The organism is Vibrio amylolyticus, assembly GCF_023145695.1.
In the GTDB taxonomy this organism is placed as follows: domain Bacteria; phylum Pseudomonadota; class Gammaproteobacteria; order Enterobacterales; family Vibrionaceae; genus Vibrio; species Vibrio amylolyticus.
Window position 1 is genome coordinate 98,487 of the sequence record NZ_JAJHVV010000012.1, and the last position, 15,662, is coordinate 114,148.

At 41.0% G+C, this 15,662-nt stretch carries 10 protein-coding genes; all 10 read right to left on the minus strand.

The window, feature by feature from the left end; translation table 11 throughout:
• Nucleotides 1-180 precede the first annotated feature (180 nt).
• The 10 genes from KP803_RS17880 to tssH all read right to left on the minus strand — a co-directional run bounded on the left by KP803_RS17880 (nt 181) and on the right by tssH (nt 15,637).
• A complete protein-coding gene (locus KP803_RS17880; protein WP_248010226.1) occupies nt 181-894 on the minus strand; it encodes a protein kinase domain-containing protein in 714 nt (237 codons plus the stop codon).
• 82 nt (nt 895-976) lie between these two features.
• A complete protein-coding gene (tssM, locus tag KP803_RS17885; RefSeq protein WP_248010227.1) occupies nt 977-4,360 on the minus strand; it encodes a type VI secretion system membrane subunit TssM in 3,384 nt (1,127 codons plus the stop codon).
• A gap of 25 nt (nt 4,361-4,385) precedes the next feature.
• The gene (icmH, locus tag KP803_RS17890) at nt 4,386-5,597 is read right to left on the minus strand and encodes a type IVB secretion system protein IcmH/DotU (protein WP_248010228.1); all 1,212 of its coding nucleotides are present in this window, start codon (nt 5,595-5,597) and stop codon (nt 4,386-4,388) included.
• 4 nt (nt 5,598-5,601) lie between these two features.
• Nucleotides 5,602-6,933: a type VI secretion system baseplate subunit TssK gene (gene tssK / locus KP803_RS17895; protein WP_248010229.1), complete on the minus strand. Its 1,332-nt coding sequence runs from the start codon at nt 6,931-6,933 to the stop codon at nt 5,602-5,604.
• Between the two features lie 114 nt (nt 6,934-7,047).
• A complete protein-coding gene (gene tssJ / locus KP803_RS17900) occupies nt 7,048-7,524 on the minus strand; it encodes a type VI secretion system lipoprotein TssJ (protein ID WP_427916966.1) in 477 nt (158 codons plus the stop codon).
• Nucleotides 7,521-8,486 (minus strand): FHA domain-containing protein, encoded by a 966-nt coding sequence (locus KP803_RS17905; protein ID WP_248010230.1) that lies wholly within the window; start codon nt 8,484-8,486, stop codon nt 7,521-7,523. Before KP803_RS17905 ends, tssJ begins: the two co-directional genes overlap by 4 nt.
• A gap of 134 nt (nt 8,487-8,620) precedes the next feature.
• Nucleotides 8,621-9,367 carry a type 2 periplasmic-binding domain-containing protein gene (locus tag KP803_RS17910; RefSeq protein WP_248010231.1) on the minus strand — a complete coding sequence of 249 codons (747 nt, stop codon included), beginning with the start codon at nt 9,365-9,367 and terminating at the stop codon, nt 8,621-8,623.
• Nucleotides 9,357-10,376, minus strand: coding sequence for an ABC transporter substrate binding protein (locus KP803_RS17915; protein ID WP_248010232.1), 1,020 nt, complete (start codon nt 10,374-10,376; stop codon nt 9,357-9,359). The genes KP803_RS17910 and KP803_RS17915 overlap by 11 nt, the downstream gene beginning before the upstream one ends.
• Entirely contained in the window at nt 10,373-12,991 is a 2,619-nt protein-coding gene (locus tag KP803_RS17920; RefSeq protein WP_427916967.1) for an MFS transporter, read from the minus strand. The genes KP803_RS17915 and KP803_RS17920 overlap by 4 nt, the downstream gene beginning before the upstream one ends.
• 30 nt (nt 12,992-13,021) lie before the next feature.
• Nucleotides 13,022-15,637, minus strand: a complete 2,616-nt coding sequence (tssH, locus tag KP803_RS17925; protein WP_248010234.1) for a type VI secretion system ATPase TssH — start codon at nt 15,635-15,637, stop codon at nt 13,022-13,024.
• Between the last annotated feature and the right edge of the window lie 25 nt (nt 15,638-15,662).

The window sequence follows — 15,662 nt, forward strand, 5'->3', positions numbered from 1 at the left end:
GTATGTTAATTTTTTGTCTGTAATGTGGGGATAAAAAGAATATTGGTCATTTAGAGGGTTTTGTTCATAAAGTTCACGCGTTGGAAGGCTCTGCTTCAGGAGGCGTCTTTGCATAAGTATTTAGGTATTAGGTATTAGGTATTAAGTTAAAAGCGAGCTATTAGCAGATCGCGGATGAATCTAATTAGTAATCATGACTTGATAACGACTCGGTACAAGAAAGGAGGGGATGCCTTGCGGAGGATGTGAACGTTGGAGTGCCTCAGATAGTACTAAGAGCGTCTGAGCAATAGAATACCAATCATTGTCGATTGAGCTAACCTGACCGATATTAGGTGTAGCTAGGCTTTCGTTGGTTTTAGCATAACGCTGACTAAGGAACTGAAACGGTAATGAATGCATTTCAGTTCCAATTGGTGTAATGGTCGAAAAATCAAGGAGTAGGACCTTTTGGGATGAAGTAATTAAAATATTACTCGGCTTAATATCGCCATGAACAAAACCAAATTTATGAAGGGTGCTAATGGCAAGTTCAAGTGATTCTAGCCACTTGTTTGCCACTAGATTTCCACGTAAATCGTGGCCTACATTGATGATATATTCTGAGACTGTTTGACCACAGATATAAGGCAGTATTAACCAATCTATTTGCTTGTCGCTGCCATATTCAATGACAGGAGACCAAAAGTCAGAAGCAACTCGAGTGAGGAATTCAGCGCTTTGCTTCAGCCCATATCGACTAGGAAGCGAAGCACCAAATTTGATGATAACGTCGCCATGCTCAAGAGAGGAGGCGAGGTATACGTGCTCGCGATAAGCACGTTTAAATCGATAACCTGACGAAATAAGCCGCTCTGCTGTTTTTCTATATCGCTCGTTAACTAAACTCGCCAAAGGGGTCTCCTGAGTATCGTAAGTGATGATCAATAATCATCAGCCCAAGGCTAAAACTAAAGTTGAAGCTTGCGTCTTAAATCTATATTGCACTCGGTAGAGAAAATCCGGCAAAAAAACCGGGGACAAATGGATTAACTTGCCCTTGTGTTCGGATTGCAATGGTGACTTTACTATCATCATAATTAAACTGAATTTGAGTTTTCTGAGAGGTTGCAGATTTCACTCTTGGTTCGATTAACCTAAACCAATTCCAGTTACCCGAGAACTCTTCTTGAGCGACCGATTGGGCCTGAGCGCTCAATTTAACGCCCAGAGCATCTTCAAGTTGTTCGGCACCAGCCCAGGTGTGCTGGCTCCAGAACGTAGGTCCGTGTCGATAGGTGAAAATTGTTTTCTGGTTCGTAATGGCAAATTCTGTAAGATCAGGGGTCATATCTACTGCTTTTATCTGGAACTGAACTGAAATTTTGCTAGGGTCTGCCAAAAATAGAGCTTGTTGAATGTCTTTTGCCTTACTGACCATTTGCCATAAATCAGGATCTAGCGCTAAACCTGAGCTTGGTAATAACCCCGCTAAGAATGGACTTGCGTTGTCCGAAGTAGTGAACATTTTTAATTTGGTTGCATAAAAGGTATCGAAGATACCGTTATTTGAGAAGAAGGCGAATACGTCGGCAACACTCGCATCATTTGTCGACTTTTTGTTAAACGGATAGAACGCAGCCAGGGTATTTTGGTATGGCTGATAGACCTCAGAAGTCCATGAACTGTTTAGGTACTCATGGGTCAGTGATAGCAACATTTCATTACTTTGATTGCTTATCTCATTTAGCACCTTTTTCATTAAATCTGGTTGCTCAGAAGCAATATTGGCCATGGTAGATATTGGGTTGTCGGCCTTCAATGACGCAGACAAAGTCTGAAAAGCAAGCGTTTGAGGCTCATTGCTTTTATAGAATTTATCAAGCCAAGCATAGCTATTTTCGATTGCAGTGAGTACAGAATCAATCGGTTTATTATTTGCTTTGTCAGGTGTCACTAACGTGTGAATTGACGCAAAGGCGAGTGATATCTGACGCGCAGACTCTGTTTTATCTGAGTCTTGTTCAGGAATAACGTCTTGATCATCAGTCACAGGAGGAGACTCAATTTCAACTGATGTGTATTTGGCAAGTGTTGTGTAGAGCTGAGAGAGTGGGTTTTCACTAGGGGTTGCCAATAAAGTCACTACTCGATGCAATTCACTAGGCTCAGTAATTGAGTTAGCTTGTATATTTTGCACTACTGAGCGCCAGTAGTTGATGTAATCTTGTTGATACATCTGTTTTAAGTCGCGGCTGATACGATACATCTCTAGGGCACTTGGCGCAGAGCCAGCAATGCCTTGATAGGCATCAATAGCTTCTTTTACTAGTGCTGACTCAACAGAAAGATCAATTTCATTAAAACCAGAAGGTGTGTAAATGTACGGTACCAAATAACCAACGAATTGAGGGGAGAAGCTGAAAACTTGATCGAAATTACTGCCGAGTTCGCTACTAATATCGACTCTTTTTGAGAACTTATCAAGGTTGACAATATGCTCATAAAGGAGCATTTCGACCCCAGTTTGGTTAATGACCTTTTTTGCCAGTGATTCCAGACCAACATTAGGTTTTACTGGAATCAAATTCTGATCAAAAACGTCGTTAAGTAATCGAGATAATTGGGCTGTATTTACATTGTCGGCCTCTCCTTGCTCTTGGAGGGTATGAATGAAATAGCTTTTTAGCTCATCAACGTTGGTTCGATTTGGATTGAATAAAAGGCGATAATTATTGAGTAATGTGAGTGTTTTTGATTGGTCTTCTAGGTTGACGTAAACAAATAAGTCTTTTTCTAGGGTATTCTCCATAGAAGGAATAAGAACCTGTTTCAACTCATTAAAATACGCGCTTTCTACCTCTTCTTTTATTGAGGGGTTAGGTAAAAAAGGTAAGCTATACCATGGCTTTGGTTCAGTATATAGAGCGTAAATACGATATAGGGAATACAAATTAGGCACGTTATCTGCCATGTTTTCAATATCATAAGGAGAGGCGGATATTGCCTCTTTATAACGTTCTAAAAGTTGGTCAGCTCTTAGTTCACGTTGGCTTTGGTCATCGAAATTGAACTTAATGAGTGTGAGAGTCGCGACTAATATACCGGCCCAAAAAAGGCTATAAAATGTTTGAGCGAGCAATAGGGTATTTTCACGGCGCTTGTTAACCCCAACAAGTTCTTGCTCGTTAAGTACGACATGCGTCATTAAGTGTTGCGAGAAAAGGGTTTGATTCACTGGGATTTGAGGATGATAAAAGTACTCATCATTTCCTAGTGAATGGTTAACAACACTGGCCAAAATGTCTTTTTGGTTCTGCTCAGTACCGTTATGGGTAAAATAGAAGCCTCGAAATTGAAGTCCATCACTTAGCTGCTCACCCCGATATAATCGCTGCAGAAACAGCCATAAATGCTGTTTTAACAAGCCAAATTGAAAAGGTGCTGAGACAATCGAATTTCTAAATTCTTGGTTGAGTTGATTTCCCAATGCCGTATTTACGTTGCTAATGAGTTGGCTTGTTAGGTGATCAAACTCATCGTAAAACCACTGTGCATCGATGCCACCATGTTGTTGATATGGCGAGGTAGCACCAAGAACATCATTACGCTTAGACTCATCAAACGACGAGAAAAACTGACAAAAATCACTGATACTCCCCATGTTCGTAATGACATTATAAATGGGTAGATTCAAGCCAAAAGTGTAGTTGAAGGTCTGTAACGTTGACTTTAGTTCATCGGCTTTTTGCGTTACTTGTTCTTCATTGGTTAAGACCGTTGAAATATCAGTTGCAAGTAGCAGGCCATTAATCGCTTGACGGGGACGCCACTTATTTAAACATTTACACAGTGTCTTGATATATTCAGGGTGCTGATCTTCCCCCAAACTGATCGACATGAGTATTGAATGCTCACTTTGCCAAAATAGAATTGGGAATTCTATATCATTACCAAAGTCATCGAGCTTATAAGCTTCGTAACCCATCTGACTGATGATTCGTTTATCTTCTTTAGGGTCTTGGCTAAGAAAGAAATATATTGGAAGATCATAACGACTTAAGCGCATCTTTTTGCGGTTTTGCAATTTCATCATGCGATAAAAGTGAGTAACCAACAGCTTTTGGCGCTTCTTCAACAAGATCTTATCTTGGTTGTTAGTTGGGGCTTTCTTTTTCGAGCGAGAGAGTAACCAATAGCTAATTAAGCCAGTAATAAGAGACAGCAGCATGCTGATAGAAATGACGGCAACCATATGTGCCATCAAATCCAGCCCCCAGGCTGTTGCTCCACAGAGACAGAATATGAGCAATGAAAAGCAGAGCGAGATAACGATACGCTGAGATTTACTGTATTTTGGTGATGATTTCGTATCAGGCATAATAGAAATACTTCATCCTTAAAAGTTATTGTTCATTTTTGACAATGATGGCGTTGATACTGTCATTACTTTGATACCACTGCTTAATTGATTTCGCTTGTGTGGACGATGTGGTACGGACAATTACTCGAAAATAGCTTTTATATTCATCAATAAGCGGCTCAAAGCTCGAGGGCGATAACTGTTTAATAAAAGCCGCCGCGTTCTCTTTAGATGAAAACGTAGCCAGTTGGACTAACCAAGGGATTTCACTGCTCGTGCTTTGATCCAAAACAGTGCTCGAAGAATTGTTAAGGTTTGCTGTGCTAGCGTTAACTGGACGTTGCTCTACCTTAGCGGGTATTAACCCCCCCGTTGGTTGTTCCAGATCATCGTCAGTGCTGATGTAAATAATATCGCTAGCTTGACTTGAGAGTATGTATCGCTGACTAAAGTCGTCTAAATAGGCAAAATCTCTAGCCCGTTGGGGGTGAGTTTCATTATACCAATACTGTGTTAGCCCAACGCTAGTGATAATGAGTATGAGGTAGAAAAGAGTAGATATGACGTAACGGCTTTTTCGGGCCGGCTTCCGTACTTTTGGCAATGATACTTTGGTGTGACAATAGATATGACTAGATTGTCGATATTGACTGATCAGCTGCTCCAGTTGGTGGATAGACGCTTTAAGCTGATCGCTTCCATGCTCACGATATTGACCTTTAAACCCGATGCTTACAAAGATATAAATAATCTCAATAAGATCGATCATTTTGTGTGGTTGACGGATAGCTTTTTCAGTCACATTGAAAAACAGCTCACCACCATTTCTCATCCCAAATAGCTCACTGAGTAGTGTTTTGTTTTCCCAACCTTTCTTTTCTCCCCAATCGGTATAGATAATCAATTCATCAATAACGACCGCATAGAGAAAGCAAAGTTTATCGATAACAGCAACAGGGTAGGTGAGTTGATTGGCGCTCTCTTTGACGTTATTAATCTCTTGAATGATCTCTTCTCTTAATGAGGTGAGATCGTAAGGTTCAGGCATGGTTGATATTTTAAGGACGGTCGCCAAAAGAGGGCTACTGATGTTCAATAGCTGGTTTTCCGCCTTATCGAAATGTTGCAAAAAGGCAGCTTGATTTGAGTCGGAGTGAATAGGGATGTGCTTTACTGGAGTATCAACATCCTCAGGCTTTGAAAAAGTCTGATTCGATTTGTCCCAAACAAGCGTATCTTCGTCAACAAATTCCATATCGTTACCTTAACGCGTATAGCACAGCTTCAAGCTCGGTGATGCGAGCGTCAACATGCATCGCCAACGCATCACGATTATCCAACATCTCAGTCCAACTCTTATCGAGTGTATCAATCTCAAAATAGGAAACCCCTTGAATAGGCTTAAGTTCACTCGGTGCAATCGGGAGAGGTTTGATCGTGATACCTGATAGGGAATTTCTAACGATATCAACAATGCGAGTATTGCTGCTGAGTTTTGCTGAAACGGGGAATAGCTCATTAAGATCACTGCTATTAATATTGGATTTAACGCTAAGCACTAAGCGTCTGTTTGCCACCGCAGAGGTATCTTTAATGATGGTTCTTAGTAATCGACGTTTCTCAAATAGCGACATATCCCAGTGGTATTCTAAAACAGAGTCTTGTTGTACCAGTGTGAGCATATTCCTTAGATTTGAAAATAATGGATTAAAGCATTCATAAAGGTCGTGCTGGCTTAACGGTTTACAGCTGTCTGGTAATGCAGGCGTCAGTGCCAATATTTGAGCTTCAAACTGTTTTAATTGGCTATATAGTTCATGTGTTTGAAGCTTTGGATTAGCGATAGTGAGATCAAACCACGGCAGCCAGGTATTGAGTACCTGAAGCCAAAGGTAATCTTGCATCATTGACTGAGTACTTTTTTGACCTTGTCCTGCCTGTATACGCTTAATCAAATTGGTTGCACGATTATTGATTAACGCGTGGATCTCTTTAATTCGTTCGATAAGCAGTTGAGAAGCGCCATAATGAAGGCTTGCTGGAATAAACGAACGGTCAAGAATGACATCACCAGCCTCACTGCATTCCAATACCTTTGCTACAGGGATTAGCGTAAACCCTGATACATCATCGGTATTGAGCTTCAAGCTTATATTGAGTGAAGCAACATCGATTTCTACGTTGGCATTTTCAGACGTTGATGTATCAAACACATTAATCGCATGAGTCAGATAACGGCTTTGATCGCTATTTTTTTGGCCATAATCATTGTTGCCTTGAAGAGATATTGGCAAAGCCAAATAGACAACTGTTTCAATACTCCCCTGAGGGATATCGATGACAACTTCATGTAGAAGATCAAAATGGGTTCCGTCTGGGAACAGTCCGCAGCAGTGCGCGACGGATAGCTTACCTATTTTTAATAAGTCATGATTAATAACTAACTCGGTGACACCGTAAAATGGTGCGATGCCTGCTAGGGTTTCAACATTTTGGCGAATATAATTTTGTACGTATCGATCCTGCTGTTGAAAGTGCTGAGGAGCAATAAACATACCTTCTTGCCATACTACTTTTTTAAATGCGTCCACGATATTTCCCTATGTTCGAATGTCCTAACGCTCTAGTTTTTGTTCTTATTTTCGCAGAAGTTTTTAATTTAAGAGCCACGTTGAAAACACGAATTCTCATGATTTATTTTCTGATTACCACCAGCCAGTATCCGGGGTGATGACTTCAAATTCTGCTTTATTTCCGGTTAAGTTAAGTTGTAAATATTGTTCTTCTTCACTGGGTAATACACTCACAACTTTAGGTTCGCTTTGCTGATAATTGGCATACTCGACAAGTACGGCCAAAAAGAGTGTGTTTTTATTAATGTCGATATCGATGATGTTGCTGCTGTTCGGCATGACAATCGATAGCACTTGTTTTGAGATAAGACTGCTTGAAAGAACTTGCTCGTCTTGGGTATAAAGCTCAATAAAGGGAGCTTGCAAAAATACTTGTTTCTCATTCAATTGATAAAGTCTAACCACGACAGGGTTGGCTTTACTTGTTGCTGATGGATTAATGGTATCGTCAGCCTTGACAGCAAAATTATGCGTTGTATACGTGGGCACGGGATCAGAAGAGCAACCGAGCATAAACATCGCGATAAGTCCTAACCACCACGCCTTCAATTTTCCTCTCCTTGTTTTTGCATGTTTTCCATAAACAACGCTTTGAATTGACGACGAAATTCCCCGTTATCTTTTCTATGTTCAAAGTGTTTAGTATAGATTCGCCAGTACTTCTTCTCTTTGCTAGTGAACAGACCGTTAGATAGGTAGCTACTAAATTGATGCTCTAATTGCTCAGGGCAAAACTCATTAAGAAACTGATCGACTGTCTTTTCTAGCGCTTCGAACAGAGCGTCATGTTGAAGAGGAGGGTTGCGTAAATATTGTTGGTTTTTCTCTGTCAGTGATACCAGTTTATTCAGGGTTTCTTCTAATTGAGGGGACCCAGAATTGTTAGCAATCGGCAAGTACTCAAGATCTGATGTTGAAGCGTCGATCTCATCATGGCTCACTTCATCAATTTCGACTTGAGACGCAACGTCAATATGAGGCTCAATTTCCTCTGGAGAAAAATCTTCAAATGGATCGGAAGAGAATGGGTCATCCACTAGGACGTTAGTTTGTGAAAAGCTCGCGTTATTTTTAGCTGCGGGTGGTTCACTAACTTGGTCGAGAAAATCCACATCATCATCTTTTAGGTTGAGTGAAAATGCAGGCTCGTTAAACGTATCGTCCTTATCATCAATTGAAGAGGTGCTATTACTGCTCATTAAGGTACTAACGAGCATCGTATATTTTTCAACGACAAGGATATCTCCATCGTTTAGGAGGTAATCTTTACCGGAAATAAGCGGTTTATCATTGAGCGAGGCTTGGTTCTTTCCTTGATTAGAGACGATATAGCCTTTGTTGCTAAGGGTAATACGACCATGAACACGAGATATGCGTTTGCTTTGATCCGGTAACGCAATATCACAAGAAGGAGAGCGTCCAAATTCGCCTCCACTTTCAGGTAAGTAGATAACGCGAGATGTGACGACTTCTTCGTCTGGTATTGAAATTAAGTGAACACTAATAGTCATTAGTACTGTCTCTCATTAATCACTGCTCTTCATATACAAATATCTCTTACTGATTTGAATGGCTTTTACAGTCCGCCAATAATTACTTGTTACTTTCATTTAGCTAAAGCGTTGAAAATTGTGCATCAATACTGTTAATTACAAACGGTGATGGCACGGTTAAAGTTATCGAGAAAACCACTGTATTTACTCAGAAAACGATTTGAGAAATAGACGCCCATAGGTTTAGTTTCCAAAAGCTCAGATTGAAAATAATCAGAAGGAAGCAGTGCTCTCTCAATCTCAGACTTGAATACCAGTTGATCTTCTAGAGCAATGTCTATTTCACGATCTTTTAGTAGCCTTAATAATACTTTAGCATCACGCGGCTTCTTCACGACGTTATATCCGTTACGTTTTAACCAAAACCATTTATTTGAGCCAAATTTAGCGGAAAACTTCAAATTAACTTTTGATAGCTCATCTATTTTCGCAGTTACGCCAGGCCCGAAATACCAATACAGTTGTTGCTGTGCAATGGGGTCAGAGAGTGTCGCGTATTCATTACGCTCCTGCGTGTTCGTCGCGACAAAAAAACCATGCTGAGTGCCACTATGAACTTTTAACTGAGCCTCTGACCACGAAGTCATGGTAATTTTGTATGGCTGACTCATCTTGCTTAACGCACATTTGACTTTATCCAGAGCTACCCCTTCCATCTCACCATTTTTATACTCTTGATAGGGTGCCCAATCTTGAGTTGTCAATAATAGGCGGGTTGGGCCGTATTTGTTCTGAATCGTGTTATTGGTCGTTGTATTCGCTACAGCGCTATTTGCCCCTAAAATAAACAAGGATATTGCCCATATAAACTGCACTAGCCAATGAAACTTATTTATCATCACTGTTATTCCCTATGAGTTCAGATATTTTTAACACCGATACCGGAGGGTAATAGTCTAAGTGTTTTGCTGCATCTATGTTAACAATATATGAGTACTGGCTTAATGGCTCAATAGGAATATCACTGATATTACTAATATTAATGTGTGAATTGAGAACTTGTTCGGCTTTGTAGGCGGCAAATTGACCAACATTATAATACCGACTAACAATACCGATGAGCGCTTGTGACTTTCGTATCGGCGTTTCGGTAGAGGAAAAAGTCATAATATTCTGATTGTGCATGCTCTTTACGATAGTTTTTGCTGATGAAATAACGAATGAATCAGGGGGAAGGTAAGCGAGATCGATACCGTCGTTAGCCATCTTTTTGGTAATACTTTCTACGGATTTAAGGCTAGGTTTATTTTCTATAATAGATAATGGGTATAGCGTCACCTGTATATTATATTGTTCAGATAACGCCTGCATTTTTTCCGCAGTGACGACGGAATTGTTCTCTAGTGGGTTATACACAATCCCAATAGAGTCGACACCTTCAAGCATGCTAATGGATTTAAACTGAACGTCATGGGGGACGATATGGCTGACACCAGTAAAGTTACGCGACGTACTATCACGAGAAATAATGTTTGAACCGATAGGATCGCTAACAATACTAAATACAGCAGGTACATTACCAGAACGAAATGGAGTAGGGTTATCGGCACTGCCAAGTAAGGCCAATGTCACCGTGGTACCGAACGTGTATACAAGATCGATCTTACGATGTTCAAGAGACTTTATGTGGCGAGATAGCGCGTTTTTGTCTCGGTTAGCATCCAAAATAGTGAAGTGGACATCCACCTTACTGGACAAATACTCCATAAACCCTTTTTCAGCGTCGGTAACACCTCGCCATAAAAGCATGACGACATGATTCTTCTCTGTGGACGCAAACACTGGTGACCCAATTGAAATGAAAATCAAAAGTGACGTGAGCGCAACAATCAATACATTTATTTTCATCGCGTGGCTCCCAGCTGCTGTTTGTCTGTTTTAGTAAATAGCGTAAAGAGACTCAACAAAACAATAGAGCTAGCCAATAAGGTCAAACCAAAAATAAGTATGGTGGTTTCAAAACCAAAGAGGCTTAATATAAAGCCTGCTAGTATTGGCCCTGCTACATTACCAATACGTTCAAGAAGCCGGAATATACCAATGGTTTTTCCTTTATCGATTCCTTGTTCACGAAGGAGCTCAATGACTAGAGGGATTTGTGGTGACACACAGATGCCATGAGCAACACCAATGAAGATTACGATCATTAATAGCCCATATGTTCCTGGTAGCACGAGTATGTTAATTAAGGCGATGGCAGAAAGTAGCCCGCCACACACAATAAACACCATTTTATTGCGGTACTTATCAACCAAAGCCGCACTTATTGGAGATATTACAATAAGCGAAAGACCATAGGTCATCATTATTCTGCCTGATACAGAACTGCTTTCTCCTAAGTATTGAAGGTAAACAGGGCAAATATAGTAGAGAAATCCAGTCAGCACTATTTTTGCAGGGATGGCACTAAATAGGCATATTAAGGCGAAATATTTGTTACTCAGCAACACCTTAAAATCAGACAAACGAACAGGTTTACTTGTATTTTGAGAGTCGCTTTTGGTGAAGAAAAGCATCACAAGTAGGGCACTCAATAATGCTAATAATGCGGCGCATAAAAATGTCGTCGAGTAGCCTAGCTTGTCAGCAAGAATCCCACCGATTGCGGCGCCACAGAGTGATCCAGAAAAGAACGCGGATAAAAAGGTTGCCATACCTTTAGTTCGGTTACCATCGTGTGTGGTATCTGTGACGTATCCTTGAGCGGAAATAAAGACTATGCCATAACCTACCGCGGTAATAGAGCGAGCGATGAGTAGGGTTAACATGTTAGGTACAAAAGCGGTCAGGGCGAGCCCGATAGCGGTCAATGACGCCCCGGCGATCAGAGAGTAGCGTCTACCCACTTTATCTGACCAGTATCCTGCAAAAGGTAAAGAAAGCGCCCAACAAAGCATGAAGAGTGATATTGGGATGCTAGTTTGAAGGCTTTCAGGTATCCAAGCTTGGTTATTAGGTAAGCTTGAAACAAAGTTTGGAAAAAACGCGAGTGACGATGCCTCTGCAAACACCAATAGGAACAGTGGCAGCCTGATGAAACGATAATCTAAAGCAAATAACTGCTTATTGGGTTGAGTTGGGTTGAGTTTGACGACACTGTTATTCAATTTTTTCAATAACTGACCAATTTCATCTTTTGAAATGATGGTCGCTAAATGATTCACTATGTCTCTATTTACGGCCATAAAGACTTGTTTCAGTTGTTGCCAAGGAGCCAGAATTAAAAAGTGGCAAGTAAAGAGAATGATTTCAATGACAACCAGACATGACGCAATCAATACCGTCATCATATCCATGAAGCTCTCTTTTAGTAAATTGATAATTAAATTGTCGTCGGTAACGACTTTAATAAACGTATCTTCATCGCTTACTAAGGATGAAAGGTGCTCACTGCCTTCTTCATCAAATTCGTTAGGATATTGATAAATAGCCTCTGTACCACGAATAAGTGAGATCGAAAGAATTTCATTGTGTTTATGAGTATAGATAGAGAACTCATCTTCAAGTCCATTAAGCTTATTGATCGGAATACCACTGCTGACTAAACGGTCAATGACCGTTGAAAGAGTCTCTCCAATGAGATTTGATTTTTGTTCAAGCTTGGCTTCATAGACTGTCGAAAATGAGCTCATCGATTGATATGAAAGCCCAGCATTGGCAATTACTGTGAGTCCCACCGTGATACTTATTATTACAATGGGAAAGTGTTTATTGGTCCATTTTTCCCATTTGGAACGAGATGAGCTTGCATTCACTATTTGATGAGCTTTAGTAATTTGGCTCAAAGTGCTTTTTGATTCTTCTTTACTGATCAGTTTTTCATTCGGCTGTTTTTCACCTAATTTCTCAATAGGTGTTGGTGTGAGTGCCTGATGAGCTTTGCTGATCTTTAATAAAAAGCCATCTAGTAAGTTTTTAACGGCGATAAAACCTAGGCCAGCCGTGATCACTAGCCAAAATACAGCAATGTATACCTGCTTACTTAGGAGGGCTTTCTTTAACTTATTGAGCGGTGTAGTTGAGTAGTGGAGTGTCAGTTCACCCTCTTTTACGTTGAACGTGTTTAAGATATCAACACTTAATGCTCTTTCTCCTGAATTAGAGTTGGCCGTTGCAATTTCCACATCTCCAGAGGTAAAAAGCGTTTTACCTGAATCAGAGAGAACTGATATATGGGTAATGCCATCGACAAGTAGCTCTCTTCGCTCCAAAAGGCTTTGTATATTGGTGATAGAAGCGAGAGGGAGACCTAGGCTAATTGCTTGATTGATATCATTATGTGTTTCTTCAAGAACAATCTGATAGGTTGAATCTGACGTTTCGTTTAAACGTTTTTCAAAGTTCAAATAGTTTAACGTGGTGTTCAAGGCAATAGAAAAGAGCAACACAGAAGTGATCGCAAATAATAGCTTCACTTTGAGTGTTACTTTAACCGTTTGAGAGTCGCTCTTTTCCATCGTCATTGATTACCAGATATTCACTTAGTTTGGGTTTTAGTTAATAGTGAGTGTAAAACCATCACTAGAGGTGCTGCCTACGACGGCGACCGCAGAAATTGGCTCATTTTTACTTAAACGAGAAATACACTCTTCGGCTAACTTCGGCATCAGTGAACGGTTAATGATCTGCTCTACAGCACGACCGCCCGTCGTTGGATCGCTGTTTCGATTCACGACAAATTCAATGAAGCTTTCGTCCCAATTGAAGGTTGCTTGATACTGTTCGGCTAGTTTCTTCTTAATTCGATTTAAGGAGATTTCTGTAATTTTAGACAGCTCGTCATCGTTCAGTGGGTAGTAAGGAACGATGGTTGTACGGCCAAGGAAAGCTGGCTTGAAGTATTGCTGAAGATCAGGTCGTATCGATTCAAGTAACTCTGTGTTATCGATGCGCTCTTCTGACTCTGCAACAACATCGCATATTGCCTGATCTGCAGCGTTTGAGGTCATGATGATAATTGTGTTCTTAAAGTCTATTGAACGACCTTCACTGTCTTTGATGCTTCCTTTGTCAAAGATTTGGTAGAACATGTCATGAACGCCAGGGTGCGCCTTCTCCATCTCATCCAAAAGAAGAACAGAGTATGGGTTTCGTCGAATCGCCTCCGTTAGTACGCCACCTTCACCAAAACCAACATAACCAGCTGGTGACCCAAGCAGCATAGAAATTTTATGCTCCTCTTTAAACTCGGTCATATTGATAACGGTAAGATCGTTGCTACCACCATAAAGTTGCTCAGCTAATGCCATTGCGGTTTCAGTTTTACCGACACCACTTGGACCACACATTAAGAAAACGCCTATGGGTTTTCTGTTGTCTGTCAGTCCTGCGCGTGAAATACGAATTGCTTTTGCCAACTCCTGTTTCGCCACATTTTGCCCAATAACACGCTTATCAAGTTCGCTTTCGAGGGTCAGTAGTTTGGCGATTTCATCACTCATCATGTTGCCAACAGGGATACCAGTCCAGTTAGCGATAATCTGAGCAATCGTATTATCATCAACCATGGCATTAACTAGAGGCTCTTCACCTTGTAACTCATGAAGCTCATCAAGTAGTTTTGTTAGCTCAACTTGTTTATCTGGGTCAACATTATCCTCAATCTGTTGTTCCGTGATCTCTTGCTGAACCAGTTTAACTTGATCAACGAGAACAACTTCTTTCTCCCAGCGCTCTTGATATGCGGCTAAGTGAGTCTTGTTCTCTTCAATCAGCTTCTCAATTTCAATAATCTCTTCTGCACTGTTACCAAACAGCGCTTGCTCTTTCTCTAAGGCGGCTTTTTCATTCGACTGATATTTAATTGTCTGTTCGAGGCTTTCAATTACCTCTGGTTTAGCACCTTGCGTCAATGCAATACGCGCACTTGCGGTATCAAGAAGGCTGATTGCTTTATCTGGAAGTTGGCGACTTGGTAGGTAGCGTATAGATAAATGAACCGAAGCTTCGATCGCAGACTCAGCGATAAATGCCCCATGGTGACTTTGTAAGGATGCAGCTACACCACGTAACATCTGCATGGCATCTTCAGCGTTAGGCTCTTCAATAGTAACCACTTGGAAACGTCGAGTTAATGCAGGATCTTTCTCGAAATACTTTTTATATTCAGCCCATGTCGTGGCGGCGATGGTTTTAAATTCACCACGAGCAAGTGCTGGTTTTAATAGGTTAGCGGCATCATTTTGACCGGCAGCGCCACCAGCGCCTATGAGCGTATGCGCTTCATCGATGAAAACAATAATTGGAACATCAGAGTTCTTCACCTCATTGATCACATCTTTAAGGCGGTTTTCGAACTCACCTTTAACGCTTGCCCCTGCTTGAAGTAGCCCTAGATCAAGGGAGTGAATCTGCACACCTTGAAGAGCCATTGGTACTTCATCTGCGGCAATTCTTAACGCGAGACCTTCAACCACCGCTGTTTTACCTACACCTGGCTCTCCGACCATTATCGGGTTGTTTTGGCGTTTTCGACAAAGGATATCGATCGCTTTTCGAACTTCTGAATTACGCCCAGAAATAGGGTCGATTTTTCCGTCAATCGCTTGTTGAGTAAGGTTGATGGTGTATTTGCTGAGCGCATCATTGCCTGACGGGGTAGTGTCAACGCCACCTGACGCAGCCGAAGCTGAAGAAGAGGATCTTGCAATCGCCGTTTTACTGATGAGCCCTTGAAGCGATTCAATGGAAAGTGCGTCTAAAGATTTAAGCTCGAGGGTTTTAACGCCCATAACATTCTGTTGAAGAAGCGCTTGTATTAAGTGCAAGCTGATGATTTCACCGTGCCCATAGTTTACCGATGCGATCATCCATGCGTCTTTAACCAGTTCCGTAAGGGCATGACTTAGTGTTGGCTGCCCCTCACTTCCTTTAGTTAGTAGCGTAATCTTCATCGTGAGCTCTTTGACCAGCTCTTCTTGAGGCAATTTTTGTGAATCAAACAGATTATTCAAGTTACTATCTTTTTGAGATAATAATTGAAGTAACCAGTGTTCGACTTCAATAGCTGGCACCCCCTGATTCATTGCAGCACCGGCAGACGTTTCTAATGCCTGTTTAAGCGGTGTTGATAGCTTTCCAACAAGATTGGTTAAGGTCACTTGTGTCATACTTTATTCCTTGTATCGAATGCAG